The organism is Pontibacter aquaedesilientis, from assembly GCF_014773225.1.
GTDB classification, from domain to species: Bacteria; Bacteroidota; Bacteroidia; order Cytophagales; family Hymenobacteraceae; genus Pontibacter; species Pontibacter aquaedesilientis.
In genome coordinates, this window is sequence record NZ_JACXAJ010000003.1 from 294,870 (window position 1) to 320,332 (window position 25,463).

23 protein-coding genes are annotated in these 25,463 nt (G+C 50.5%); 14 read left to right on the forward strand and 9 right to left on the reverse strand.

The genetic code is table 11. The features are described from left to right. The first annotated feature begins 29 nt into the window (after positions 1 to 29). Entirely contained in the window at positions 30 to 650 is a 621-nt protein-coding gene (locus H9Q13_RS09695) for a lipoprotein signal peptidase (protein ID WP_191183595.1), read from the forward strand. A gap of 57 nt (positions 651 to 707) precedes the next feature. Here the strand turns inward: H9Q13_RS09695 and H9Q13_RS09700 are convergent, their stop codons facing one another. Next, positions 708 to 1,370 (reverse strand): HAD family hydrolase, encoded by a 663-nt coding sequence (locus tag H9Q13_RS09700; protein ID WP_191183596.1) that lies wholly within the window; start codon positions 1,368 to 1,370, stop codon positions 708 to 710. Between the two features lie 107 nt (positions 1,371 to 1,477). Here H9Q13_RS09700 and H9Q13_RS09705 point away from each other — a divergent pair, with 107 nt between their 5' ends. The 7 genes from H9Q13_RS09705 to H9Q13_RS09735 all read left to right on the forward strand — a co-directional run bounded on the left by H9Q13_RS09705 (position 1,478) and on the right by H9Q13_RS09735 (position 11,362). After that, complete coding sequence (locus tag H9Q13_RS09705) at positions 1,478 to 3,313, forward strand: ABC transporter ATP-binding protein (protein ID WP_191183597.1); 1,836 nt, start codon at positions 1,478 to 1,480, stop codon at positions 3,311 to 3,313. A gap of 169 nt (positions 3,314 to 3,482) precedes the next feature. Then, the gene (rnr, locus tag H9Q13_RS09710; protein WP_191183598.1) at positions 3,483 to 5,768 is read left to right on the forward strand and encodes a ribonuclease R; all 2,286 of its coding nucleotides are present in this window, start codon (positions 3,483 to 3,485) and stop codon (positions 5,766 to 5,768) included. An 8-nt stretch (positions 5,769 to 5,776) separates the two neighbouring features. Continuing rightward, positions 5,777 to 6,751, forward strand: coding sequence for a polyprenyl synthetase family protein (locus H9Q13_RS09715; protein WP_191183599.1), 975 nt, complete (start codon positions 5,777 to 5,779; stop codon positions 6,749 to 6,751). Between the two features lie 228 nt (positions 6,752 to 6,979). Then, positions 6,980 to 7,603 carry a rhomboid family intramembrane serine protease gene (locus H9Q13_RS09720; RefSeq protein WP_191183600.1) on the forward strand — a complete coding sequence of 208 codons (624 nt, stop codon included), beginning with the start codon at positions 6,980 to 6,982 and terminating at the stop codon, positions 7,601 to 7,603. A gap of 85 nt (positions 7,604 to 7,688) precedes the next feature. Further along, positions 7,689 to 8,171, forward strand: coding sequence for a fasciclin domain-containing protein (locus tag H9Q13_RS09725; RefSeq protein WP_191183601.1), 483 nt, complete (start codon positions 7,689 to 7,691; stop codon positions 8,169 to 8,171). A 376-nt stretch (positions 8,172 to 8,547) separates the two neighbouring features. Next, positions 8,548 to 10,326, forward strand: coding sequence for an SLC13 family permease (locus H9Q13_RS09730; RefSeq protein ID WP_191183602.1), 1,779 nt, complete (start codon positions 8,548 to 8,550; stop codon positions 10,324 to 10,326). A 349-nt stretch (positions 10,327 to 10,675) separates the two neighbouring features. Beyond that, positions 10,676 to 11,362, forward strand: coding sequence for a DUF2490 domain-containing protein (locus H9Q13_RS09735; RefSeq protein WP_191183603.1), 687 nt, complete (start codon positions 10,676 to 10,678; stop codon positions 11,360 to 11,362). A gap of 66 nt (positions 11,363 to 11,428) precedes the next feature. On the opposite strand, the gene H9Q13_RS09740 is transcribed toward H9Q13_RS09735, so the two are convergent. Beyond that, positions 11,429 to 13,276 (reverse strand): ABC transporter ATP-binding protein, encoded by a 1,848-nt coding sequence (locus tag H9Q13_RS09740; RefSeq protein ID WP_191183604.1) that lies wholly within the window; start codon positions 13,274 to 13,276, stop codon positions 11,429 to 11,431. Positions 13,277 to 13,520: 244 nt separating this feature from the next. Here H9Q13_RS09740 and H9Q13_RS09745 point away from each other — a divergent pair, with 244 nt between their 5' ends. Then, on the forward strand, positions 13,521 to 13,973 hold the full coding sequence (locus tag H9Q13_RS09745) for a hypothetical protein (RefSeq protein ID WP_191183605.1): 453 nt from the start codon (positions 13,521 to 13,523) through the stop codon (positions 13,971 to 13,973). 619 nt (positions 13,974 to 14,592) lie between these two features. On the opposite strand, the gene H9Q13_RS09750 is transcribed toward H9Q13_RS09745, so the two are convergent. From H9Q13_RS09750 to H9Q13_RS09760, 3 genes are read right to left on the reverse strand one after another with little or no spacing between them, the layout of a single operon-like run. Beyond that, positions 14,593 to 15,642, reverse strand: coding sequence for a glutathione synthetase (locus tag H9Q13_RS09750; protein WP_191183606.1), 1,050 nt, complete (start codon positions 15,640 to 15,642; stop codon positions 14,593 to 14,595). A 26-nt stretch (positions 15,643 to 15,668) separates the two neighbouring features. Further along, positions 15,669 to 17,543 carry a flavohemoglobin expression-modulating QEGLA motif protein gene (locus H9Q13_RS09755; RefSeq protein WP_191183607.1) on the reverse strand — a complete coding sequence of 625 codons (1,875 nt, stop codon included), beginning with the start codon at positions 17,541 to 17,543 and terminating at the stop codon, positions 15,669 to 15,671. Beyond that, complete coding sequence (locus tag H9Q13_RS09760) at positions 17,522 to 18,337, reverse strand: N-formylglutamate amidohydrolase (protein WP_191183608.1); 816 nt, start codon at positions 18,335 to 18,337, stop codon at positions 17,522 to 17,524. The genes H9Q13_RS09755 and H9Q13_RS09760 overlap by 22 nt, the downstream gene beginning before the upstream one ends. Before the next feature lie 178 nt (positions 18,338 to 18,515). On the opposite strand from H9Q13_RS09760, the gene H9Q13_RS09765 reads away from it, so the two are divergent. The 5 genes from H9Q13_RS09765 (at position 18,516) to H9Q13_RS09785 (ending at position 21,912) form a co-directional block, all read left to right on the forward strand. After that, positions 18,516 to 18,698: a hypothetical protein gene (locus H9Q13_RS09765; RefSeq protein ID WP_191183609.1), complete on the forward strand. Its 183-nt coding sequence runs from the start codon at positions 18,516 to 18,518 to the stop codon at positions 18,696 to 18,698. Between the two features lie 72 nt (positions 18,699 to 18,770). Beyond that, on the forward strand, positions 18,771 to 20,342 hold the full coding sequence (locus H9Q13_RS09770) for a rhomboid family intramembrane serine protease (protein ID WP_224744196.1): 1,572 nt from the start codon (positions 18,771 to 18,773) through the stop codon (positions 20,340 to 20,342). 62 nt (positions 20,343 to 20,404) lie between these two features. Continuing rightward, on the forward strand, positions 20,405 to 20,611 hold the full coding sequence (locus tag H9Q13_RS09775) for a hypothetical protein (protein ID WP_191183610.1): 207 nt from the start codon (positions 20,405 to 20,407) through the stop codon (positions 20,609 to 20,611). Positions 20,612 to 20,619: 8 nt separating this feature from the next. Beyond that, positions 20,620 to 20,991, forward strand: coding sequence for a magnesium citrate secondary transporter (locus tag H9Q13_RS09780; protein ID WP_191183611.1), 372 nt, complete (start codon positions 20,620 to 20,622; stop codon positions 20,989 to 20,991). Positions 20,992 to 21,183: 192 nt separating this feature from the next. After that, positions 21,184 to 21,912, forward strand: coding sequence for a head GIN domain-containing protein (locus H9Q13_RS09785; protein ID WP_191183612.1), 729 nt, complete (start codon positions 21,184 to 21,186; stop codon positions 21,910 to 21,912). 151 nt (positions 21,913 to 22,063) lie between these two features. Here the strand turns inward: H9Q13_RS09785 and H9Q13_RS09790 are convergent, their stop codons facing one another. The 4 genes from H9Q13_RS09790 to H9Q13_RS09805 all read right to left on the reverse strand — a co-directional run bounded on the left by H9Q13_RS09790 (position 22,064) and on the right by H9Q13_RS09805 (position 25,454). Then, complete coding sequence (locus tag H9Q13_RS09790; RefSeq protein ID WP_191183613.1) at positions 22,064 to 23,440, reverse strand: M28 family metallopeptidase; 1,377 nt, start codon at positions 23,438 to 23,440, stop codon at positions 22,064 to 22,066. An 86-nt stretch (positions 23,441 to 23,526) separates the two neighbouring features. Then, positions 23,527 to 24,084 carry an acyl-CoA thioesterase gene (locus tag H9Q13_RS09795; protein ID WP_191183614.1) on the reverse strand — a complete coding sequence of 186 codons (558 nt, stop codon included), beginning with the start codon at positions 24,082 to 24,084 and terminating at the stop codon, positions 23,527 to 23,529. Positions 24,085 to 24,180: 96 nt separating this feature from the next. Further along, positions 24,181 to 24,504, reverse strand: a complete 324-nt coding sequence (locus H9Q13_RS09800) for a DUF721 domain-containing protein (protein ID WP_191183615.1) — start codon at positions 24,502 to 24,504, stop codon at positions 24,181 to 24,183. An 89-nt stretch (positions 24,505 to 24,593) separates the two neighbouring features. Further along, on the reverse strand, positions 24,594 to 25,454 hold the full coding sequence (locus H9Q13_RS09805; RefSeq protein WP_191183616.1) for an AbiJ-NTD4 domain-containing protein: 861 nt from the start codon (positions 25,452 to 25,454) through the stop codon (positions 24,594 to 24,596). Positions 25,455 to 25,463 lie beyond the last annotated feature (9 nt).

Here is a 25,463-nt window from a genome sequence, read left to right on the forward strand (position 1 = left end):
CATGGTTGCTACAGCCTAATTGACGAAACATGAAATATTGGAAGTACTACTTAGTGGCCCTCATCGTCATCATCATCGACCAGGTTGTGAAGCTTATCGTGCATTACAACATGGAAATGGGAATGCCAGGCGAAATCGTACTCTTGGGCGACTGGCTGAAGCTACATTATACCCTTAACCCAGGTATGGCCTTTGGTGTAGAGCTTGGCTCTGATTACGGTAAGCTGATTCTGTCGCTGTTCCGACTGGTGGCTGTGTTCGGTATTGCCTACTACATCTACTACCTGGTAAAGACCAAAGCGCCTAAGGGCTTGATCTGGTGCATCGGCCTGATTCTGGGTGGTGCCATCGGCAACTTAATTGACAGTACTTTCTATGGTGTGTTGTTCGACAATGCGCCGTATGGCTCGTCCACACCATGGTTCCATGGGCAGGTAATCGATATGTTCTACGTGGATATATGGGAAGGCATCGTACCGAACTGGATTCCAATTTTGGGCGGTAAACCGATGTCGCTGTGGCCTATTTTCAACGTGGCGGACTCGGCTATCTTTATCGGGGTATTGATTATTCTCTTCAATCAAAAGCGTTTCTTCGCCCATTATGATGAGCCGGTGAAAAAGCCAGCGGCTGAGCAGCAGGGCTTGTAAGGTATAAATAAGCATAAAACAAAAGCGGCTATTCCACATGGAACAGCCGCTTTTGTTTTATAAGACTCCCATTCGCTGCAACCTCTCCCTCAAATCCTCCGGTGAGGTAAAATGAATCGATTCTATACCTAGTTGCTCGGCGGCTTTGATGTTGCGCAGGTTGTCGTCAATAAAAAGGGCTTCGTGGGGCTGTACGTTATACCTGTTGAGCAAGGTATGGTAGAAGCTGTGGTTGGGTTTTCGGTCTTTTTCGGTACCGGACACCACGATGCCGTCGAACCAACCGAGGAAGTCGTACCGCTCCAAAGCAATCGGGAAAAGCTCGGCTGACCAGTTGGTGAGGGCATACAGCTTATGCTCGCCACGGGCTTTCATTTCACGGAAAATCTCCACAGAGCCTTCAATCGGTCCGCCCAGCATTTCCTCCCAACGACCGTAGTAAGCGCAGATATTCTTTTCGTGTTCCGGGTGTTTAGCGATCAGGTACTCGTTGGCTTCCTGAATACTGCGGCCACCATCCTGTTCCTCATTCCACTCAAAGGTGCAGACGTTCTCCAGGAAGTGCAGCATCTGTGCTTCGTCCTCGAAAATCTTACGATAGAGGTGATGGGGGTTCCAGTCAATGAGTACTGCGCCGAGGTCCCAGATAATAGTGCTTTTAGAGTTTGTTCCGGCAGAGGTACTGTTAACAGCGGGGTTGTTTTCAGAAGAAGTTCTCATAGGTTTCAGGGTCAATGTTAAATGTACGGTGAAAAACGAAAACAAGAAAGGCATCGCATTCATTCAAAAAACCTTATTTTTACCAGAAGCACCATACCCCATTGTCTTTGTCTATACCCATACCCATACTACAGGTCACAGATCTGACATCCACCTTCCATACCCGGCAAGGTATAATCCGAGCCGTGGATAGCGTGTCGTTTTCTGTATACCCTGGCGAAACGGTGGCTATTGTGGGTGAGTCTGGTTCGGGAAAGTCAGTGACGGCATTATCGTTGATGCAGCTGCTTGAGGCAAATGCGCAAGTAACGGGCAAAGCAGTTTTCCAGTCGGAGCGTTTGGGAACGGTGGACCTCTTGGAGCTGAATGAAAAGCAGCTCCAGCAAGTTCGGGGCAACGAGATCGGCATGGTTTTTCAAGACCCTATGTCGTCGCTTAACCCTGTCTATACCTGTGGACAACAAGTAGCGGAGGTACTCTTGTTGCACAGACAGATTTCCAAAAAAGAAGCAAAGGAACGTACTATACAGCTTTTTGAACAAGTCAGGCTTCCCAGAGCGGAGCAGATTTTTAATACTTATCCACACCAAATATCAGGGGGACAGAAGCAACGCGTGATGATCGCCATGGCGATGGCTTGCAAGCCTACTATCCTGATTGCCGATGAGCCGACGACAGCCCTTGACGTGACGGTACAGGCCCGTATGCTTTCGCTGATCGATGAATTGCGGGTGAAGCAAAATTTGGCTGTCATGTTTATCAGTCATGATTTGGGTGTTGTCGCCGAAATGGCCGACCGCGTGCTGGTGATGTACAAAGGCCATATAGTGGAACAAGGCAACGTGCTCGACATTTTCACCAATCCGCAACACCCTTACACGAAAGGCTTATTGGCCTGCCGTCCTACACTCCGCACGAAGTCGCAAGCCAGACTGCCAACAGTTTCTGACTTTATGAAGGAAGACGAGCAAGGCCATATTCAGGAGAAGAAACCGCAAGTATACGAGCCGTCTTTTGTCGATGTGGTGAATGCGTATGTGGGCACCGTATCAGATATAAAGCAGCAGCGTGATTATAACCAGAAGCCGCCTTTGCTGCAGGTGCATGGCCTGGAGGTGTATTTTCCCATTAAGAAAGGAATCTTTTCCCGCACAATTGGCTATGTAAAAGCCGTGGATGGAGTAAGCTTTGAGATAAAAAGTGGTGAGACCATTGCGCTTGTTGGGGAGTCGGGGAGTGGAAAGACCACCTTGGGGCGGGCCATAGTAAGACTAATAGAGCCGAGAGCTGGAAATGTGTTGTTTGAGGGGCATAATATAGCCAGTGTGAATACCGAAGAGCTCCGCCAGAACCGCCGTCATTTCCAGATGATTTTCCAAAACCCCTATACCTCTCTCAACCCCATGCATACAGTAGGCGAGGCCATACTGGAGCCCATGCATGTGCATAAACTCTACGGCAGCGATAAAGAACGTCGTGGAAAGATGTTTGAACTACTTGAGAAGGTGGGACTTAGTGCCGAGCATGCGCAGCGTTATCCACATGAGTTCTCTGGTGGGCAACGCCAGCGAATTGCCATTGCAAGAGCTCTGGCACTCCAACCCAAATTATTGATTTGCGATGAATCAGTTTCGGCGCTGGATGTGTCCGTACAGGCTCAGGTGCTCAATTTGCTCAATGAACTGAAGCGTGAGTTCAACATGACCTATATCTTTATCACCCACGATTTGGCAGTAGCCAAGCACATGGCCGACCGAATCCTGGTGATGCACGAAGGACGCCTAGTGGAACAGGGCGTACCTGCTCAAATTTTCCAGAATCCGCAGCACGACTATACCCGTTCGCTTATCAGCGCTATACCTTGTAGTGAGCCTGAGGCCATCATTTCAGCCCAGCAAAAGCGCAGCACCATCAGGAGCGGCGTACCGCTGGCAGCGAACTAATACCTCTCACTATAGCTCATATATAGACTTTTCTATATAAATTCACCTGAATTTAGTGCGCTCTTTAACCAAAGCATACCCTGAAGGCGTATAGTAGCTAAACCATTTGGGTTAAAGATTGTAATGGCTGCGGTGCAAATCACTCGGCCAGCGATACATAGCAAGATACATGAGAAGTAAAAGACCAAGCAAAAGCGGCAAGGATAACGAAGGCCGCAATGAAAGAAGTGGCTCCCGCAGAGGAGACTCTTCTAAAAAAGATTCATCACCAAGAGGGGGCTCATCGTCCCGCAGAGACTCATCACGCCGCGATTCATCAGGTTCAGGCCGCAGAGGCGGTAAAGACAGATCCGCCAAAGGCATTGTATTGGAGATGTTCTCCAATAGCCCTGACACCGTATTCACGCAGCGGCAAATGACCCGCCGACTGGGTGTAGTAGATAAAAAAGGCCGCGATGAACTGCAGAATATCGTCAACACATTGGTGCGCGAGAACAAACTGCTGTTGATAGATGGCGACAAATACCAACTCAACCTGCGCGTCAACATCATTACAGGACGCGTGGACCTGGCTAACAGCAAGTACGCCTACATTGTGTCTGAAGAGACCGAAGATGACGTGCGCGTGTTCCGCGAGCATCTTAAGTACGCCATGGACGGCGACCTGGTAAAGGTAGAAGTGCTGCCAACCATGCAAGGTGGCCGTGCCGAAGGTATAGTAGTAGACGTGCTGGAACGCTCCCGTACTGAACTGGTGGGCATTATGCAGCTGTCCAAAAATTTCGGCTTCGTGGTTCCTGATTCCAAAAAGCTCTATTTCGATGTGTTTGTGGGGGAACGAGGCCTGAACGGTGCCGAGTCTGGTGATAAAGTACTGGTAAAGATCGTGGAGTGGCCTAAAGACGCGGGTAAGAACCCAACAGGAGAGGTGATTCGCGTGTTTGGCCCTGCCGGTGAGCATGAGGCTGAGATCCACTCGATCATGGCTGAGTTCGGTCTGCCGTTTGAGTTTCCGGAGGAAGTGGAAGAAGAAGCCAATCAGATATCGGATAAGATACCAGCCGGCGAAATTGCCAAGCGCCACGATATGCGCGACGTAACCACTTTCACCATCGACCCCGCTGATGCCAAAGACTTTGATGACGCCCTGTCGATACAGAAACTTGAGAATGGCAACTGGGAAATAGGTGTGCACATTGCCGATGTGACCCATTACGTGAACCCGCGCAGCTTGCTCGAGAAAGAAGCTTTTCGAAGAGCGACCTCGGTATACCTGGTGGACAGAACCATCCCGATGTTGCCGGAGCGCCTCTCGAACGGCCTTTGCTCGCTTCGCCCGAACGAAGAGAAGTTCACCTTCTCAGTAGTGTTCGAGCTCGACGACAACGGCAAACTTTACGATACGTGGTATGGCCGCACGGTTACATACTCGGATCGCCGCTTTGCTTACGAAGAGGCGCAGGAACGCATTGAGACAGGAGAAGGAGACTTCGCAGAGGAAATCAACATCCTGAATAACATAGCCAAGAAACTGCAGGCGAAACGCTTTAAAAACGGAGCCATCAGTTTTGAGACAACCGAAGTGAAGTTCAAGCTGGATGAGAACGGCAAGCCGCTTTCCATCTATGTGAAAGAGCGTAAAGACGCTCACAAGCTGATCGAGGAGTTTATGCTGTTGGCCAACAAAAAAGTGGCGGAGTTTGTCTACAACAAAGGAAAAGGCAAAAAGCGCCCCACCATGGTATACCGTACGCACGGCTCTCCGGACCCTGATAAGCTAAGCACATTCTCACTCTTCGCCCGCAAGTTCGGGTATAAAGTAGACCCGGATGGTGACATCTCGGAAGAACTCAATAACCTGACACACGAGATCGAAGGCAAACCGGAGCAAAGCGTGCTGCAAAATCTGGCGATCCGCACAATGGCCAAAGCCAAGTATAGCACCGAGCCTGAAGGGCACTTCGGTCTGGCCTTCGACCACTACTCGCACTTTACATCGCCGATTCGCCGCTACCCGGATATGATGGCGCACCGTCTGTTGCAGCATTATCTGGATGGTGGTCAGTCTGAGGACAAAGAAGCTTATGAGGAGCGTTGCCGCCATTCTTCCGAAATGGAGAAACGTGCCGCTGACGCCGAGCGTGCTTCTATCAAGTATAAGCAGGTGGAGTTCATGAAGGACACCATCGGCAACCAATACAAAGGAATTGTGTCTGGTGTGACAGAATGGGGTATATTTGTGGAGATTGAAGAGAACAAGTGCGAAGGTATGGTGCGCCTGTCGAGTCTGAACGATGACTACTACGAGCTGGACGCTAACAACTACCGCATCATTGGCCGTCAGTCGAAGCGCATTATCTCGTTTGGCGACGAGGTAATGGTCGAGATCGTGAGCGCCAACATGGCCGAGCGTACCATCGACATGGAACTGGTAGAAACCCTAAAAACACACTAACACACCCTGTGGATATCGCGCAGCTTTCAACCCAGATTAACCAAACCCTGAATACCCTCCGCTACGGCGATCAGCCGGCGGAACTGTACGAGCCCATCCGCTACATTATGTCGCTGGGCGGAAAGCGGATAAGGCCCCTACTGGTGCTTCTGGCTGCAAAAATGTATGATGATGATGTGGAAAACGTGCTGTTGCCCGCTGCGGCAGTAGAGGTTTTCCACAACTTCACCCTCATGCACGACGACATCATGGACAAGGCCCCACTGCGCCGCGGACAGCAAACCGTGCACGAAAAGTGGAACGCCAATACGGCCATTCTGAGTGGCGATGTGATGCTGGTGCGTGCCTACGAAATGCTGCTGGGTATAGCGCCCGACAAACTGGGTAAGGTGCTGCAGTTGTTTAGCAAAACCGCCGCCGAGGTATGCGAAGGCCAGCAACTCGACATGAACTTCGAGCGCCGCGAACAAGTTCGCATTGACGAATACGTTCAAATGATTACCCTGAAAACAGCCGTGCTGCTTGGTTTCAGCTTAAAGCTGGGTGCCATCTTGCAGGGAGCACCCGACAGCGATGCCGAGCATTTGAAGCAATTTGGCGACAACGTAGGTATAGCCTTTCAATTGCGCGACGATCTGCTTGACGTGTATGGCGACAAAGACAAGTTTGGTAAGCAGGTAGGAGGCGATATTTTGTCGGATAAGAAGACCTTCCTGATGCTGACGGCCTTGGAGCAGGCTAACAAGGAACAACTGCAAACCATTCTGGACTGGCGCGACAGTACCCACGCCGACACAATTGAAGAAAAAGTACAGGCCATTACCGCCGTTTACGACCAGCTTAACATCCGCAAGCAAACCGAAGAGCAGATAGATTTCTATTTTCAGCAAGCATTGCAACACTTAGAGGCCGTAGAGGTTGCCGAGGTACGCAAAGCAACCATCCGTGGCCTGGCACTGCAACTGATGGAGCGGGACTCGTAGAATTGTTGCATTGTTGGTTCGCAGGTATTGCGTCCTCAGGTATAAACTCGAAGGTATAGCATGGGGCTTTTCAAGCCCTCCGAGTTGCAAACTCGACACCATCAATAGGCACAAGTTTGAAACTTGCGCCGGAATTAAATCATGAGTTCTATTAATGAAGCTAATTAGTCATTCCTGATTAATCATTCGTCATTAATTCACTCATTCACTCAATCACTCAATAGACAAATGAGCGTTACCATCATCCTCATCATTATTACAGTTGGCATTTCGTGGTATGCCTGGAAAAACCATGAGTTGATGCACGGCTGGATATTCCACCCATATGCTGTGGCGCGTGACAATTCTTACCACCGTTTCCTGACCTCAGGTTTTCTGCATGCCGATTTCACGCACCTGTTTTTCAACATGTTCACGCTGTATTTTTTCGGAAACGCAGTAGAAGTGACTTTCGGCGCTATTTTCGGCACCACGACAGGAATACTGATCTACATGCTGATTTACTTAGGGGGTATCATCATTTCGGATATCCCAACTTTCCTAAAGCACCGCAATGATCCTTCTTACCGAGCTTTGGGTGCTTCAGGCGGTGTGGCTTCTGTTGTGTTCTCCAGCATATTGTTCTACCCAACACAGGATATCTGTCTGTATGCCATACTTTGTATACCTGGTTTCATCCTGGGTATCCTATACTTGATGTACTCTTATTTCCAGGGGAAACGTATGGGCGATAACATCAACCACGACGCACACCTTTATGGTGCAGTTTACGGTTTGCTTATCAGCCTTGTCCTGGTACCCAAAGCCGGTCCTTTGTTCATTGAGCAAATCAGCAATTGGCGCATGTTTTAATCGGGCAGATATAATTGCACTTAATTTGTGCGCTTTCATGTAGCTGTTCCTTACCTAGCAGGGTTATTATCCGTACAAAAGCTATATGGAAGCATATGTACGGATAAAGCCACTGTACCTTCGTCGTGGTATCCTTTTGTCGTTTTTTATCACCCTATTTTTGGTTGCTGGTTCTGTAATAGCGCAAACACAGCGCGTTACCCTCATGCAATATGCCATAGAGGAGCGCCCGTTGCTGGCAGAATTACTGACTACAGCCGGACTGGCGCCCACGCTATCTGGCTCCACGGCCTATACCTTGCTTGTACCTCCCGAAGAGGCGCTCCGAAGTCTTAAAACACAGCCCCATGAAAAAATCCGGGCAGTTCTGGCGATGCACATCATTAAAGGCAACTATAAAGCGGCAGACTTCAAAGAAGGAGCCCAAGTAAGAACTTGCGGAGGCGAAGCAATAACTGTTTACCGTAAAAAGGGCGTTACCCTCCTAAATGGGGTAAGTTTGAATGCCCTTGACAGGGATATGCGGAATGGGGTAGTACAGGAGCTAAACGGTCTGCTGCAGCCTTAAGATGATGGGATTTTGGGGATAAGGTTTTGCAACGGGTGTCATGTATAGACATACCCTGTCTACCTATTTTGATCACTGAATAGTATTCACTAATAATTAAAGGAAGCTGCAAAGAGCCAAACACTAGCAGGGTGGCTTATCTTAAGCAGAATATGGGTTCGAATGGGTTACTCTTTAATCTTTTAAGAACACAATCACAATACTTTATCTAGCCTCTTTATTTACTTCCAACTTATTGTTATCTTTTGTAACCGTTTAAGTATAAATGTAGTTATACCTAGCGATTGCTATCATATTAACAAGTGATAGGTATACCATAAATCCCTCAGTTGGACTCCCGAACATGTTCCGGCTTTATCATTAAACTGACACTTGCATGACTTACGAGATTGGCGTCGTACTGGCTGTTATAGCGCTTGCCATTGTGCTTTTTGTAAGCGAGCGGCTCTCTATTGACACGACGGCAATCCTGATCATGAGTTTGTTTATGATGCTGGGAATCCTAACTCCGGCAGAAGGACTGGCAGGTTTCAGCAATCCGGCTACCATCACGGTCGCCTGCATGTTTGTCATCAGCACGGCTATTTTCAAGTCCGGGGCTCTGAGCAGTGTTGGCTTTTTGCTTACGCGTGTAGGCCGTAAAAACTATTTGCTTTGCCTGCTGGCGGTTATGCTGGTGGCCGGTTTGCTCTCTGCTTTTATCAATGATACAGCCGTGGTGGCTCTGCTCATGCCTGTGGTAATACAAGTAGCACGCGATACTCGTATCAGTCCTGCAAAGTTGCTTATGCCGCTCTCCTTTGGAGCGCTGCTGGGCGGTGTTTGCACCCTTATCGGTACTTCCACCAACATTCTGGTCAGCGGTATAGCCGAATCACAGGGAGAGGCTCCCATAGGCATGTTCGAACTCACGTCGGCCGGCGTCTGGTTTCTGATTATTGGAGTAGTGTATATGCTGTTTGTCGGGCGGTTTTTGTTACCCAGCCGCAAGGTAGCCGAAGACCTGACCGAGGATTTTAACATGGGTGATTACCTGACCGAGATCGTGTTGCTGCCTGAATCTCCGTCTGTGGGCGTGCCGCTGAGCGAATCGGGACTGGTGCAGAACCTGGATATAGACGTGTTGCAGGTAACACGTGATCAATATAAGCTAAAGGCCACCCCTTATACCATGCTGCGGGCCAATGATGTGCTCAAGGTGCGTTGCGATGTGGAGAAGCTCAAAATGCTAAAAGAGGAGAAGGGCATAAAGCTTAAATCTGAGCGAAAGCTCAATGAAAGCGACTTGAACAACAGCTCAACCAAACTGTATGAGGCCATCGTGACGCCAAACTCTTACATGGAGGGCAAATCCCTCAAACAACTCGATTTTAGGGCGCATAACCATGGAGCTACTGTGGTCGCCATCCGCCACCGCGATGAGATTCTACATGAGAAACTCACGCATGCAAAACTATCGCCAGGCGATGTGCTACTGATAGCCGCCGATAAGGGCCAGGCAGAACTTTTGCGGAACAACGAAGACATCCTGCTTGTATCGGAGACAGAGCGGAGCCATTACGACTACAGCAAAATCATCCCGGTGCTGCTTATCGGTGCGGGCGTAGTGATTACAGCAGCCACCGGAATCGCACACATTGTGCTGAGTGCCCTGGTAGGTGTAGTGCTTTTGGTGCTGACCAAGTCCATACGCCTCGATGAGCTTTACAAGGCTATTGAGTGGAAAGTAATTTTCATGCTGGCCGGTGTTTTGTCGATGGGGGCCGCGCTGGAGAAAACCGGGGCAGCCGGTCTGCTCTCCAGCTACCTGGTCAATTCGATAGGCAGTTACGGGCCGCATGCGCTGCTCTCGGCCTTTTTCTTTATAACCTTTATGTCCACCAATTTCATGTCGAACAATGCGACAGCGGCGCTATTGGCACCTATTGCCATCGTGGCAGCCAAAGAGATGGGGGTGAGCGTGCGACCCTTTCTGGTGGCAGTAACCTTTGCGGCTTCGCTTAGCTTTATGACGCCAATGGGTTACCAAACCAATACTATGATCTATGGCCCGGGCAATTACAGGTTTGTGGATTACCTGCGGGTAGGCACGCCGCTCAACATACTTTTCTGGCTTTTGGCCTCGCTTATTATACCTTTCTTTTTCCCTTTCTAGGTTGTTCCACGTGGGACAAAGGAGGCTGATGCCACGTATACATCATTTCATCACGACACCAGTATGCTTGTGGGAGAGGACTTGTTTCTGATAGCTCTGGCAATAATAAGCCTGGCGGCTGTAGTGCTAATATGGCATTACATGGCCGAGGAGGAAGAGCCTCCGGACTGAAAAATAGTTGGCTTGGCCCGTGCAGCCGGTCAGGAATGGTCAATATTTTCTTCGCTCTTTCTCTTGCTTGCGTATATTCATGGCTTATGATTCCCGGATGAAAATCAATACGCTTTGCCTTCTTCTAACAAGTTTCCTTTTAGGGTATTCCACTGGGGCGAGGTCTCAGGATAAACAGGTGACACACCAGCAACTGGCTTGGTTCTCCTATGCGAACACCATCAGATTTAGCCCCAAGTGGGCACTAACCTCTGAGGTGCATGAGCGGCGGTTTATGAATCCGAGTCGGCGACACCAGTTCTTGCTCCGCTCTCAGGCACGCTATACGCTGGGCGAAAACTGGGAGGCTGTGGCGGGCTTCACCTATTTCCGGCAAAGCCCCAACGACCCGAAAGCCGTGCAAGGGCTGGTGGTGCCCGAGTTGCGCCCGCATGTACAGTTTAATTACAGCCAGCCGCTTGGTCGGTTTGCGATCACTCACAGGTATAGAGCTGAAAAGCGCTTCTTCCGAAAGACGGACAATGGAGAACTGGTAGCCGGGTATAACTCGAATTACCGTTTCAGGTATAGGCTAGGTATAGAGTACCGTTTGGCAGACATCAAAGAGCAGCCGGTAAAGCTTAAAGCCTATGATGAATTGCACATCAATGCCGGAAAAAGCATCGTTTACAACCGCTTCGACCAAAACAGGATATATGCGGGGCTGAGCTATGCTGTTTCAAAAAGTTTAGAAATGGAAGCCGGCTACCTGAATTGGTACCAGCAACGACCAGTGGGAAATCTTTTTTACAACCGGCATATCATGAGTTTTGCCATCAACCATAAAATTGACTTAACCAACAAGCGCAAAGAATCGGAAGACTAAGGTATACCTGGTTTAGGTACTCTTACCTCGGCGTAAAGGAGTGACAGGCTACCCAACAGCCTATACCTATAAATAGCCTTTCGCCTGCAGCGCAAATAACTCGGCATATTTGCCATTTTGTGCCAGCAGTTCCTGATGCGAGCCAAGTTCCTTCAGTTGCCCCTGTTCCAGAAACAGAATGCGGTCGGCCATGCGCACCGTTGAGAAGCGGTGGGAGATGAGCACGGCGGTCTTTCCCTCAATAAGCTCGGAGAAGCGCAAAAACACCTCGTGCTCGGCGCGGGCGTCTAGGGCAGAGGTTGGCTCGTCAAGGATAAGCAACTGCGCGTCGCGCATATAGGCACGGGCCAGTGCCACCTTCTGCCATTCCCCGCCCGACAGCTCCACGCCTTTGTTAAATCGCTTGCCCAGTACTTGCTCATACCCATCGGGCAGTCGCTGGATCACCGGGTCGGCCAGGCTTTTCTGCGCAGAGCCCTGTATGCGGTCGCGGTCGGTGATGTTGCTGATCTGGCCGATGGCAATGTTGTCGGAGGCGGTCATCTGGAAGCGCACATAGTCCTGGAAGATAATGCCGACCTGGTGGCGCAGGTCATTGAGATCGTATTCGCGCAGGTCTATCCCATCGAGTAAGATGCGGCCCTCTGTGGGTTCGTAAAGCCTTGCCAGCAGCTTGACCAATGTCGTTTTCCCGGCCCCGTTCTCGCCCACCAGCGCCAGCTTCTCGCCGGCCCGCAGGTGGAAGGAGAGGTACCGCACGGCCCATTTCTCGCTGTTGTGGTACTTAAACCCAACATTCTCGAAGGTGAAGCCCTGCTGGATGGGTTGTGGTATTTGCAGCGGGTTGACAGGCGGTGTGATCTGTGGCTTGAGCTCCAGAAAATCGAAAAGGTCCTGCAGGTATAGCGCACTCTCGGCAATCTGAGAAAAACGGGTCATGATGCCCTGCAGCAAACCCCGCATGTTGCTGAATGATCCGGCCAGGAAAGTGAGGGTACCCACCGTAATAGCCCCAGCCACCGTCTGAAACAGGATAAAAATGTAGGCGCCGTAGTAAGCCAGCGTTCCTAACGAGGAGAGTGCGCTTCCCCATACCGCCCGCCGCACGATCAGACTTTTATTCAAGGCATAATAGCGATCAGAGAGCTCTTTGAAACGATTGGACAGAAAGCCGGATAAGTTAAATGTCTTAATTTCCTTGGCGGTTTCGTCGGAGGCCCCGATGTAGCGCAGGTAGTCGAGTTCGCGGCGCTCGGGCGTCCAGGAGCGGGAGAGGGAATAGGTGCGCTCATTGAAGTGCGTTTCGCCCAAAAACGAAGGTATAACCGCCACCAACAGAATCAGGATGAGCCAGGGGTTAAAGGCAATCAGACCGACCGCCAGAAAACCAATGGTGACCATATCCTGCAGCTGCGAGAGCACCTGCGACATGAGCACGACCCGAGTGATAGTCTGTCGCCGCGCCCGCTCCAGTTTGTCGTAGAAGGTAGCGTCCTCGAACTGCGCCAGGTCCAACCGGGCGGCATGCTCAATGAGCTGCACAGAGGTTCTGTTAGAAAACAGATCGCCCAGCAGACTATCGAGTAGCGTGATGCCCCGGTTGATCAGGTCCGACACGATGGCCAATCCCAATTCCAAAGCCACCAGTATCCAAAGAAAGTTCAGGTCGCGCTCCCCCGTCTCGGCGATCAGCCCGATCACCTCATCAATGATCAGCTTGCCCACATACAGCATGGCCAAAGGGATTGCCGACTTAACGAGACGCAGCAGCAGGTTGCCGATGGTCATGCGTTTGCTCGTTTCCCAGATGAGACGGAAGAACTTGGGCAGGTTTTTCAGGGCGCCCACCTGCTCCCGAAAGCTCTTCTTCTCGTCTGCTTTTGCCCCACGGGCTCCTTTGTTTGTTCTGTCCATGGTGTAATTTTACTCCGCTTTGGCTATACCTATACCAACTACAGAGGGTTATGTTTAATGGTCCATCTAGTATCCTAACAAAAGAAGCGGGGATGTGATCCGGCCACGCATACCCTAAGTCATTAAGCCAGCCAAAGCTGATCTATGGCGTTTTTATGACAAAAATTTGCCACCGCTGCGCAGCACCTATACCTACTACACCCTGGAGGAAATCTGAAACAGCGCTTTGGCAGTATAGTACCCTATGACCCGGTACCTGCTGCTTTTCCTGACAGGCTTTGCCCACGCCCTCCTGATTCTGTTGTATACAGACTTGTCAGGCGACGATGCCTTGTTTTACAGGACCATGGGGCTGGCGGCGGCGGTCCCGTTATTCGGCTTTTCGTCGTGGCTCACGCTGTTCACTATGCGGGTTGGGGCACTTTTATCCATACCTAGTCTGCTGGTGCTCATTTACTGGAACCTGCGCACCGCCGAGCACAGCATGGGCCAGGATACAGCATTTGACACAACCATTGCCATCATTCATTTGGTAGCCGGTCTGCTGGCTATGGTTACTCTGATGACCAGCCTGCGTTATGTCTTTAAGTCGGAGTTGTCCTGGGTAAGGGGAACTCCCTCACCGGGGTTGATACTCAAGCTGTTGCTGGCCGCTATACCTATCGCGGTGGCGGTGGCCTATGTGTTGTATGCTTAAACTGCTTCCTGATTAAACTATTGCCGAAGATTGTGTTATCCTGCCAATTAGACGATCTGGGAAAGCCCTGAAATGAGAAAAGCCCCGTCAAAATGACTGGGGCCTTCTCTCACCTTAAAACAAACTAATCTAAACTTTAACTAACCTTATCTTTATACCTGCCGGGGCAGTAATTATATCATTTTTTCAATAATCGCTATGTATGTAGCGAATAATCTTGTCAAAAAATCGAAGGGAGACTTGCATGGCTGAAAACTTATTTTCATATTAGCTTTCCGAAATATGTGTCTCTCTCAAATCGGGTGCAAAATTATAGTTTTGTTTCTCTAAAAGAAAGCAAAGCCGATAAATTTTTTTGCATTTTATGTATATGTTTGATAGTCAGGCTGATAATTTTTATTCTAGTCTCAAATTTCCTGCTTCAGCTACCCTGGTTACCCTCAAAAGTGCTGTGTTTTCTCCTCAACTGACCATTTCGTTCCAGCGGTGTTTAGGCGCCGGATGCAGCTAGTTTATCCCTTTTGTGTATAAATAAAATGACAAGGCGATCGGGTATGCTGCAGTTATAGCAGCTCACCCGATCGCCTTGTCTTATTTTCAGGATTTATAAAGGATCTAATTAGATCATCGCCACGGTCTTGTTGTCAATCTGCGTACCGTAGGTTTTTTTGTAATGCACTTTGCGCTCCAGCGCCTCGATCACAGGTATAGAGAAATCCACGCCTTCGAGCTCACTTGATATCGGCATGCCGCCCGGGCTGAACACGTTTATCTCCATGAGCTTGTTGCCCACAATGTCTAACCCGACCATGAACATACCGTCCTGAATCAGTTTGGGGCGCACCAGCTCCACCAGGTCCAGCATGGTCTGGTCCACTTTGGCGGCCACGGCAGAACCTCCCACATGTATGTTGCTGCGGATGTCGTCTTTGCTGTTTACGCGGCGCATGGCGCAGTATTTGCCTTTGTACTGCAGTGCTTCCCCATTTACCACAAAGAGGCGTACATCGCCCTCTGAGGCCTGCGGCAGGTATTCCTGCGCAATCACGTAACCATCCCGGCTGATGGCCTCAACGATCTGGTTCAGGTTGGTGGCATCGTTCTTCTTCACCATAAACACACCCGAGCCACCGGAACCCTGTAGCGGCTTCAGTATGATGTTGTTCTTCTGCTCGTTGAAAAACTCCTTGATCTCGTCTTTGTCTCGGGTGATGAGTGTGCGTGGCCGTACCGCCTCCGGGAAATGCTGGAAGTACATCTTGTTCACCGCATCGGAGAGGGAGGTCGGGTCATTGAGCACAATCACGCCGTGGCGCAGAGCCAGCTGACCGAAAATGATGCCGGCATTTTGAGCCCAGCCTCTGCCTTCGCCTTCTGAGGAGGGGTCGTTGCGGAGCATCAGCACGTCAAGTTCCGGGGCCGTCACGCGCACTCTTTTGATCTTGCCGCTTTGTATGGCCTCCAGGTAGGTGGCCGGTGACTTGTACTTATGATTGGCGTCAGCAAGAGCCGCGGTGGCGCCCATGTACCCGTCAGGGTAATAGGCCAGGTCACCCACGCCCATCAGAAGCACGGTATGGCCCATGTTGTGCATGCGCTGCGCCAGGAAAACAGTGGTGTGGGAGGGTTTTTCTGTATTTACATCGTTTACTACGAATCCTATAGTCATGTTAAGTATCTCAATATATGTTAGTACTAATTTTCCAGTAAGTTAAATACTGATATGCCTGCTTTTAGTTTTTCCAATTTAGGTTTCACGGCCGGATCGGTGAGGTAACGGGGGCGAATCGGCACTGGTCGCAATACGTTGCGGTATATCAGTTCCTGAATGATGGGAATGTACTCCTGGCGGATCTTTCCGATCAGGAGCGGCTCCAGGTCATTGCCCTCTTTGAGGTACTGTAGCAGGTGCACGAGGCCACGCAGGTATACGGCATCTTTGGTAAGTCCGCCGCCCCGGTGCACGCGCATGGCCACGTTAAAGGCGGTTTCATCATCAAAGTTATAATCCTCTTTGAGGCGGCAGAAGTTGTCGGTAAAGCTGCAACCTTTGGTAAGATGGTGCACCGCCACGACACGCGCCGCCAGAATGCGCAACCTGTCTTGGTCCAGCCCGCCCACCAGGTACTCGCTCAGCACGGCCAATCCTTCCTGCAGCTCTTCGTAACCGGGCACCCCTACATATAATTGATTTAGGGGCTGCGCCTTTCCGTTGAAATAAGTGAGAATATGCGTGCCGACTTCATGCTGTATAAGCGCTTGCGCCCGACTGCGGGGTATCTTGGCATCGGTGCCGATGTTGAGCCTGCCTTTGGATACGATCAATCCCACAATATCCTTTCGGATGTCGACGCCGGAGTCAAGCTGGGGGTATTGGCTTTTCAGGTATGCGATCTCTTGTTCGGCCAGGGCGGCAAACTCCTCCACAGGTATAAGCGGGGCATCGTGGTTGCGCATGGGCTCAGGTATGGCAGCCAGTATACCTTCGGCCACTTTTAAAAGGTGATCATCCACGCCACCGAACAGCTGCAGGCTGCTATACAGAAAATGTGGCGTGTTGCGGTCGGCCAGCATGGAGAGTGTCTTGTCCAGTTCGTGGCGCTTGTCCCGGAAGAGGAAGGCTAGTGTCGGGTCCTCCACTTTCTCGATCGGGATGTTGTATAGCTCTCGCTTGAGCAGGTCGGCGTCCACGGGCATGAGGCGGTAATGGAAGGCGGGCTGCTCCTTGAATTTCTTCTTGCGGAACTCCTCCCAGGCCTCGTCGGCATTGACAGGCGTGACAAGCAGCAGAAACCGGAATTGGTCGCTGATAGCGGTGAGTTGTTTGTCGATGCGCCACACAGCGGGCACCACAGCCTGCCTGCCCAGGGCCTGAAAGTGCTTAGGCTGGTGCGAGGTCTGCACCCGCACAAAGTCGAACACGGCTTTTTTGATGGCATTGGAAACATGGGCACGCAAGGTGCGCAGCAACAGGGGGTATACCTGCCCCGATCCAGCCTGACGGTAGACAGGTTTCAGTTCGAGGCCCAGCATAAGCGTGCTGTGCTGCTTGAGCTCCTCTTCGCCCATCAGGCTATTGGGACCTTGTAGCAATGCATGGTTAGAGGCAGTGTCAACGGTTACAGGCAGATTGCCGATCTTAATGCTGCTCAGTTCCTGCCTTAGGGTAAGGATAGTGGCCGGCAGCGCCTGCTCCGGACCCAGTACCCGGAACGTAGGACTATCGGCGGCGGCAATATCGGGGGCGGCAAAAAGTTCCAGCACCATAAAAGCGCCAAATTCGTCGGCCATAACTTTGGCGATCTCGCGCACTAGCAGGCGTATTCCGGGCGTTTGCTCTTCGCGGGCAATAATGTAGGAGGCTTCTGCCTTCACAAAATCTGCGGTAGCATGATCGGGTTGTCCAGCAGGATGCCTGAACAGCACCAGGAAAGGCAATGGCCTGTCGATGTGCAGCAGGCCGCCATCCGGAAGCCGGCGCCGTACCTGCCGACCCCGTTTCAGCGTCCGGGTAACACTTTTTATGAAAACGTCGGTGATTGCTTCTGTCATGCCGATAAGGTGTTGCATACCTGTTCGCGCGCTGCCAGTACCGGTTCTATGGTATGCAGCAGCGCTTTCCTGATTTCCTGTAACTGGGCTTGGTCAGGTATACCGGTCCACTCGTCCATAAAGAACTTCTTGAACTCGATGGAGATGACGCAGGCGCGATCCGGGAACGTGTCGTGGATCCAGCGCATGAAATGGCCGCCTTCGAATTTCACGTTTTCGCGCACGTCCAGGTGACGGCCCTGGTAATCGTAACCCTGCAGGCTTTGGGTAAAGGCATCTACCACAGGTGCCCAGAGTTGGCGGTTCATGTTGCCGGTGCCCAGGTTCACTTCGGGGTTTTCATCCGGGTTAGCCTCCGGGCCATCGGCTCCGTTGCGGCGGTGGTTGTAGGTATGGAGGTCGTATACCACAAAGCATCCGTGGCGGTCCACTATACCTTGCAGCATGTCTTTAACATCGGCGTAAAATTGGTCGTAGCGGGCCAGCGATTCCTGCGCCAGTGCCTCTGGCAGGTCGCCGTTCCACACGTTGAGGCCCCAGGCGTCCTCGGGCTTGCGGTAGATGGCTTTCTCACGGGGGCGGTTCAGGTCCATTTCGAAGCGGGAGTTCAAACCAATGATCTGGTTGTCGGTTATACTTGCCCAGCCTGCCGTGAAGGGGTCTTCCTCTCGCAGGCGCTCACCTTCGGAAAGCGAGAAAAGGTTGCGGATGTTTTCGCGTACGGTATGACCGTCGTGTATGGCGGTGGCAATGAGGGGGCTTTGGCCCTGTATAATTTTATAGTAGGCTTGATCTGTATTAGTGTCAGGCATAAGGCTTTTTGAGAGGTTTTACCCCATAAAAGAGCCTAAGGTTTTAAGGGCCTAAAACCTTGACAACATATAGTTTGGATAGTGAATTGAATTTCATACATTTAAAATACCTAAACTAATTTAGATATTAATAAGTATAGCGATATATCAATTTTGTGGACTATTAATATGTATCTGTATGCGCCAACTCTACACAAATGCGATCTTCGCAACAGCTATTTTCCTGCTAGCAGTGCTTATGCATTACCTACGGCATGAGACGCTGATTTTGCACGACGTTCTGTCGCTTGGGTTTTTGTATGCCATTGGCCTGGTGGCTGCTGTGCTCTTGGGAAAACCGGTGACGGCCCAAACCCGCTAGGCATTTCCTGGCTGCTTCTGGCCTTGGTTTGTAAGGGGCAATCCTTAACTTTACCAGCACGACAGAAAGCAAATGGAAGAAAACAAGTATGCCGCCGTTGTCTCCGAAAAAGAGGACAACAAACTGCTGCAAATCTTTGAAGAACGCGCAAGCTACGAGGCCGAAGCCATACTGGCCGTTATCGACGAAATCGAAAAGAGAAACCTCCACGTTCCGAATCTGGAACACATAAAACAGGAAGCCCTGCAGGAATATTCGCTGCAGCAGCAACGCATCAACCCGGAGACAGAAAAACCAGCTCCAACCTCCTTTTCCGACAAACTGAAAAACTTCTGGACGCTTTTCGTTCCGCGGCCGCATTACTTTGTCACACCTATCCTGATCAACCTCAACATATTGGTATTTGTGGTATTGGCACTGTCCGGCATGCATGTGCTGTCCCCGGATGGGCAGGACCTGATAGCCGTAGGTGCTAATTTCGGGCCTTATACCCTGACGGGCGAGTGGTGGCGCTTGCTCAACAGCATGTTCCTACACATTGGCATCATCCACCTGCTGGTAAACATGTATGCGCTGGCCAATATAGGAGGCGTGCTGGAGCCCTTGGTGGGCCGGAAGCAATTTATCGTGGCCTACATCCTGTGCGGGCTGGCCGGCAGCCTGGTAAGTTTGTGGTGGGATCAGTTGCGCATAAGTGCCGGTGCTTCGGGAGCTATTTTCGGCATGTTTGGTATGTTCATGACGATGATACTGCTGGAACGGGAAATGAGCTGGCAAGAGAAGAAAGGCATGGTACTCAACATGCTGGGCGTGATTGCCTTTAACCTGCTCTTTGGCCTCCAAGGCGGTATTGACAACGCCGCCCATATCGGCGGGTTGGTGCTGGGTATTATTTTCGGTGGCGTACTGCTTATGCGTTCCGGCAGGTATATCGCGCAAAGCTACAATATGCTGGGCACTGCACTTACGACGGTCATCATTCTGGTGGCTTTCACAGGGCTTTACTTTCAGATACCGGTGGCTAATGCCAAATACCTGACCATGCTGGAGGATTTCGGCATACATGAACAGAGAGCGATGGAGGTGCTGCAGGAGATGGAAAAAACAGCCAGCCTGGCTAACGGAGGCCGTTATGTGAGCGGTCTGGAGGAAGGTATTGGCTTTTGGGATGAAAGCATCAGGGAGTTGATGGAGCTGGAGGAAATGCCGGACCTGGGTGAGCGGGAAGCCAAAGAGGTGGAGATCTTGCTCAACTATACCCGCCTGCGCAAAAAGTCTTATGAGATGATGCGCGACGACATCAAGAGCAACCAACCTTGGATGCACCCCAAACAACAGCAGGTGCTGTGGGCCATCAGCACGTACGTGAAGGAGCTTCAGTATCTGCGTGAAGGGAAGGAGGGAGATCCGGTAGCAGACACACCCGGTTCTGAGCATTGGCAAGGCACAGAGTATCCAACTGGTCAAGAAAGGCCTTTGTTTGTTATAGACGGCGCCGTACAGGAGAATATGGAACAGGCAGAGTTAGACCTTCATCCTGATGATATAGCATCTGTAACAGTTCTGAAGGACTCTGCAGCAGTGCGATTATATGGAGAGAGAGCAAGAAATGGCGTGGTGCTCATCAGCACAAAGCAGGAATAAGCCTCCTGTATAACCCAACCTTCTGTTAAGCTGTACTTGTAAAGAACCAAATTAACCAGACCGTGCCCTACAGAGACGCTGCAGAAAACCTGATCACCTGTCCGCATTGCGGACAGCAGGTGCCTCATAAGAACCGCTGCCCCAACTGCGGACAGTACCTGCCCAAGCGCGAAAAAAAGAAGTGGGAAATGCCAAAGCTGACCCCTACAGAAATCTTCCTGGCTATACTGGGCCTGATCATGCTCACAATCGGGCTAGTGGCTGTTTAGCAGAAGGTATGCGGACTCTGCGGCACCCGGTTTACCTTATTTGTGTTCTCCTTTTCATGGTGAACCAGGCGCTGGAACTGGCCCATGTTTTCATTCCGCTGCTCTTCAGTTACCTCGACGACCTGCTGGCCATGCCCATGGTATTGACACTGATATTGGCCGCCGAGCGGGCTTACTTTCGTAACGGCAGTTTTGTCCTGCCCTGGACCTGGGTGGCAGGCGCAGTAGCGGCCTTCGCCTTTTTCTTTGAGCTGGTGCTTCCTCCATTCTCCCCGAAGCACACCGCCGACTGGCTCGATGCAGTGGCCTATACCTGCGGTGGGGCACTCTTCTTTTTCACCATCAACCAGCCGTTGCGCACGCGCGACACCCACTCCTGAAGGTATAGGAGCACCTGGCTATACCTTTAATCTCAACCTTGCACAGTCCTCTGCATTAAAAAGCCGGATTGCGTCATTTTATTTTGAGACGGAGGCAACTATTCTGGTTTTCTGACATCTATTAGTCCAAAGGCAGGGTCGGAAGAACCTTGATGGCCTTTTTTAAATAGGAAACCTAAATCAAATAAAACTATGAACACTATCAAATTCTACACGATCGTACTTTCTGTATTTGCAACGGCCCTCTCGCTGTTAAATCTGCCGGCCATGGCGCAGCGGAATCATATAAACGGGGAGGGAGAAGTCGTATCTCAAACCAGAAGCGTTTCTGGCTTTAAAGGGATAGATGTGAGTGGCGGATTTTCAGTGGAGCTAACTCAAGGCAGTAAGGAAGGCGTGCGGATAGAAGCACAGGAGAACCTGCACGAACGTATCAAAACGGAAGTGAAAAACGGCGTGCTGCACATCTACAACGAGGGAGGCATCAGCACCAATAAAGGGTTGAAAGCATATGTAACTGTCAGGGAGCTGAACAAAGTGAACATCAGTGGCGGTGTAAAGCTGGTAGGCAAGTCTACTTTCAAAGCCGATGCTTTTGACCTGGACCTGAGCGGCGGCTCCAAGGTAACACTGGCCATTAACACAAAGAAACTGGTCGCCGACATGAGCGGAGCCAGCAAAGTGACGCTAAGCGGTGTGGCTGACGAGGTGCGAATGGATATGTCGGGCGCCTCGAAAGTGGATGCTACGGAACTGGAAGCCAAGCGTGTGCGTGTAGAAGCCAGCGGAGCCAGCGACGTGAAGGTATACGCAAAGAATGAACTGAACGTGAATGCCTCGGGTGCCACCAAGGTAGCCTACAAAGGCAGCCCCAGTGTTTCGTCCAACGTGTCGGCAGCGGCCAAGATCTCCAAAATGTAAGAAGAGAATACAACCGCATATAAACCAAAAAAGGGCAGCTCGATGGGCTGCCCTTTTTGGTTGTTACTGTTCCTGAAAATGGCCGGGCTGCAAAAGTAGCAAGCACAGTCAGGAGTGAAGGAATCGCTGTACTTATGAGACGTAGCTATACCTAACGTACCGGTACAGGCAACACGGGCAGGCTGGTGTGGCCTTGCGCGTCGGTGGCCTGCACGGCAAAGAAGTAGTTGTCTTTGGAATAGGGCAGCGTTACTTTGGTGTCTTTCACGAAGAACTTCTTGTCCCAGGTCTGGCTGCTGGTTTCGCGCATCAGGATGTAGTAGCCGCTCGGTTTCTTGCCCTTGGCCGGTGCGTCCCATTTCAGGTCGGTTTTGTTGGTCAGGCCAGAGGTGATGACGCCCACATTTTCGGGAGCCTGCGGCGCCATGCCCAGGTTCGCCATCGTGGCCAGATTCACGGCTGTGTTTTTGCGCAGGTACTCAAAGTCCATAAACTCTGTGAGGTCGCCGAACTGCTTGCCATTCTCTTTGCGCACGTCCTGGTGCTGGTGGTCAAAGTCCTCGTTCATCTCGCTCATGCGCACCGCCGCAAAGCCCTGCTGGTTGAATGGCGTATGGTCGCCACCACGCAGGAAACGATCCGGACGGTAGCCCAGCACGACTTCAAGCTGGTCCACGTACTGTTCGCCCGTCATTTTCATGTAGCGGGCCAGGTTGCGGCTCGGGCCGTCGTTCTCGGAGCCCAGTGTGCGGCGCAAACGGACTTGCTCCTCGGTTTCGTTGGATGGCGTGGCCTCGCTGAACACGCGCACGCGGGTATTGTCGTGAATGCCCATTTCAGCGGAATAGGAGTTGCCCACAATGTCGTTGTTGAGCACTGCCACCAGGTTCCAGCCTTCTTTTTTCACACGCTCCGCCATGTGGCGGGAGCCATACAGGCCTTGTTCTTCGCCCTGAAAAGCCACAAACACGAGCGTAGCCGGGAACTGCCGCGAAGCCATTACCCGGGCCATCTCCATCACAATGGCCACGCCTGAGGCGTCGTCGTTCGCACCGGGAGCCTTGCTTTTGGCATCCATCACGTCGGTGGCGCGGGAGTCGAGGTGACCGCTCACAATGATCACACGGTTATCGGTTGGGTCAGAGCCTTTAAGTGTCGCGACTACATTGGCCATTTCCACGTCCTGCGGAATGCGACGGCCGTCGGCTTTCACGGTATAGCGGTCCATGTCCACGGTCATGCGGCCGTTAGAGGCCTTGGCGTATTTCTCGAACTCCGATTTCACCCACACACGGGCGGCGCCTATACCTCTTTTCTTGTCGGTGGTAGAGCTCAGGGAATGGCGGGTCTCAAACGAAACCATCTTTTCCACTAAAGTCCGCAGGTTCTCGGCCGATACTTCGCTGACCATTTTCTGTATTTCTTCGTCGTGAGTGGCGGGAGCCTGCGCAGCAACGGATTGGGTAAGGTATAGCCCTGCCAGCATGCAAAGTGCCAGCAGTCGGGTGAATTTACTTTTGTAAGTCATTTGTGATAAGTGAGGGATTTGAATGCTCAATAGGTTAGAATAAGATGCTAAATATAAGCAGCAATGGGCAGGAAAGGAAGACAGGCCTACAAAAATGCCAGCCGGCAGCGCTCGCCTTCCAGCTTGTGCAACTCCTGTTCCACGGCAATTACCGTCTTGGCTTCGGCAAACTCCGACTGGTAGCGCTGCGCCAGTTCGCGGCGTTTAATGGCCTCCAGAAAGCGTCTGGCATCATCGCGATCCTCCAACGTCAGACCAGGTACTTGAGCGGGTCTATCGTCGTCGCCTTTGGCCACCATGGTAAAGTAGGAGGTGTTGGTATGCTTCACCGTGCCGGTTTTTACGTTCTCGGCGATCACTTTTATACCTACCATTAGCGAGGTGTTGCCCACATAGTTCACGGAGGCCAGCAACGAAACCAGTTCGCCCACTTCCACCGGCTGCAGAAAATGCACACCGTCCACTGTCACCGTCACGCAATAATTGCCCGCGTGTTTGGCGGAGCAGGCATAGGCCACTTTGTCCATGAGGGAGAGCAGAATGCCCCCGTGTATCTTGCCGCCAAAATTGGCATAGCTCGGAATCATGAGTTCGGTGAGGGTGGTGCGGGAATAGGAGACAGGTCGGAATGCAGGTATAGCCATGGGTATGCGCAGTAAGTTTTGGCAAGGTATACGGGGCTATACCTTAAATGGGATGCGAAGACGATAGCAATGGATGCCTAGCCTTAGGTATAGCAATTATAAAAACACCACTTCCTTTACCACCTCATCGCCCATGGCTTTGTTGAGAAGCTCCACCACTTTGCTCTTGCTCATGTTGAGTTCGTGTTTGAGTGGGGCGGAGGTAAGGCGCACAAACAGTTTCTGGTCCCGAAAATATAGCTCCTTGGTTTTCATGGCAATCGGTTTGCCCATAATCTGCTCCCAGCGCTGCACCAGGTCCACTTCATTAAGCTTGCCTTGCAGCCGGTAAGCTTTCAACAGCCCTTTGATGCTGTCACCGATGGTCTGCACGTCAGCCTTTCGCTTCGCAATCTCCTCTTTCTTCTTGTAGTAGCGCACGGGGGTGGTTGATTTTTGAATGAGTGTTTGAGTGAATGAGTGAATGAGTGAATCTTTGAGTGGGTGAAGTTACTGAATCTACAGTGACTTTAGATTTGGTTACCTAAAGCCGATTTCCCTATTACATAGTTTATGAAAGCACTGCAAGAAACTAACATATATTTGGCATCTTCTAAATCAGGTTCTTTGACCTCATCAACAATTGCATGTCTTATACCATTTTCTTTACTATTAGTATAAGCATATAGCTTTACGAAGCCACTTTTGATTTCATTATTAATGTAGATGTTCTTATATGTTAGCTTCTTTAAGGCGTCTCCCAAAGTTGACTCACCTGTTAATATTCTGCATGCAGTCTCAACAGCTGATATAGATTCTTTTATAGAATTGCGATAGTTAGGGCTCTTCTTATTTGCCAAAGTGGCAAGAGCAGTTTCTAGATGAATTTTTATTCCTTTAAGATTTTTGTGAGTTTCGGATAAAACAAAAGTATCTTCAACTGATTTTATTTCTGCATCATTCGTAATCGGGACTAAGTAGGTATTTATAAATCTATATCCCGAAAGTTCTCTTGCTAGATACTTATTGCAATCGGCAATAAAATTTTTCTTGTGGTTCTTTTTATAGGATGTGGCGTTACGGAAGTAATCAGTGTTAGGAATAAACTCGATAAAATTATAAATATCAAACCATTCTAATGCGAAATAGAGCCTTTCAATTTCTTCCAAACAGTACTTATTTCGATTAAATAAAGCAAAATCATCCCATTCTGAATTTTTAACCGGCCTTTTAAAAAAGTCACCAATTATTTCTTCATATAATTCTTCAATCGAATAACTTATATGTTTTAGAAATACATTCCAAAGACAATTTTTTAAGCTTTCATCCATTCCATTTAATTGGACAAAAGTTTTTGGCTTAGTTACACCTATCCTGTCAGAAAATTTCATGTGAATCAA

What these genes read in the sequence shown, in the direction of transcription:
- H9Q13_RS09695 (WP_191183595.1), top strand. Translation starts at nt 30, where the DNA reads ATGAAATATTGGAAGTACTACTTAGTGGCCCTCATCGTCATCATCATC.
- H9Q13_RS09700 (WP_191183596.1), bottom strand. Translation starts at nt 1,370, where the DNA reads ATGAGAACTTCTTCTGAAAACAACCCCGCTGTTAACAGTACCTCTGCC.
- rnr (WP_191183598.1), top strand. Translation starts at nt 3,483, where the DNA reads ATGAGAAGTAAAAGACCAAGCAAAAGCGGCAAGGATAACGAAGGCCGC.
- H9Q13_RS09720 (WP_191183600.1), top strand. Translation starts at nt 6,980, where the DNA reads ATGAGCGTTACCATCATCCTCATCATTATTACAGTTGGCATTTCGTGG.
- H9Q13_RS09725 (WP_191183601.1), top strand. Translation starts at nt 7,689, where the DNA reads ATGGAAGCATATGTACGGATAAAGCCACTGTACCTTCGTCGTGGTATC.
- H9Q13_RS09730 (WP_191183602.1), top strand. Translation starts at nt 8,548, where the DNA reads ATGACTTACGAGATTGGCGTCGTACTGGCTGTTATAGCGCTTGCCATT.
- H9Q13_RS09740 (WP_191183604.1), bottom strand. Translation starts at nt 13,276, where the DNA reads ATGGACAGAACAAACAAAGGAGCCCGTGGGGCAAAAGCAGACGAGAAG.
- H9Q13_RS09745 (WP_191183605.1), top strand. Translation starts at nt 13,521, where the DNA reads ATGACCCGGTACCTGCTGCTTTTCCTGACAGGCTTTGCCCACGCCCTC.
- H9Q13_RS09750 (WP_191183606.1), bottom strand. Translation starts at nt 15,642, where the DNA reads ATGACTATAGGATTCGTAGTAAACGATGTAAATACAGAAAAACCCTCC.
- H9Q13_RS09755 (WP_191183607.1), bottom strand. Translation starts at nt 17,543, where the DNA reads ATGCAACACCTTATCGGCATGACAGAAGCAATCACCGACGTTTTCATA.
- H9Q13_RS09760 (WP_191183608.1), bottom strand. Translation starts at nt 18,337, where the DNA reads ATGCCTGACACTAATACAGATCAAGCCTACTATAAAATTATACAGGGC.
- H9Q13_RS09765 (WP_191183609.1), top strand. Translation starts at nt 18,516, where the DNA reads ATGCGCCAACTCTACACAAATGCGATCTTCGCAACAGCTATTTTCCTG.
- H9Q13_RS09770 (WP_224744196.1), top strand. Translation starts at nt 18,771, where the DNA reads ATGGAAGAAAACAAGTATGCCGCCGTTGTCTCCGAAAAAGAGGACAAC.
- H9Q13_RS09780 (WP_191183611.1), top strand. Translation starts at nt 20,620, where the DNA reads ATGCGGACTCTGCGGCACCCGGTTTACCTTATTTGTGTTCTCCTTTTC.
- H9Q13_RS09785 (WP_191183612.1), top strand. Translation starts at nt 21,184, where the DNA reads ATGAACACTATCAAATTCTACACGATCGTACTTTCTGTATTTGCAACG.
- H9Q13_RS09790 (WP_191183613.1), bottom strand. Translation starts at nt 23,440, where the DNA reads ATGACTTACAAAAGTAAATTCACCCGACTGCTGGCACTTTGCATGCTG.
- H9Q13_RS09795 (WP_191183614.1), bottom strand. Translation starts at nt 24,084, where the DNA reads ATGGCTATACCTGCATTCCGACCTGTCTCCTATTCCCGCACCACCCTC.
- H9Q13_RS09805 (WP_191183616.1), bottom strand. Translation starts at nt 25,454, where the DNA reads ATGAAATTTTCTGACAGGATAGGTGTAACTAAGCCAAAAACTTTTGTC.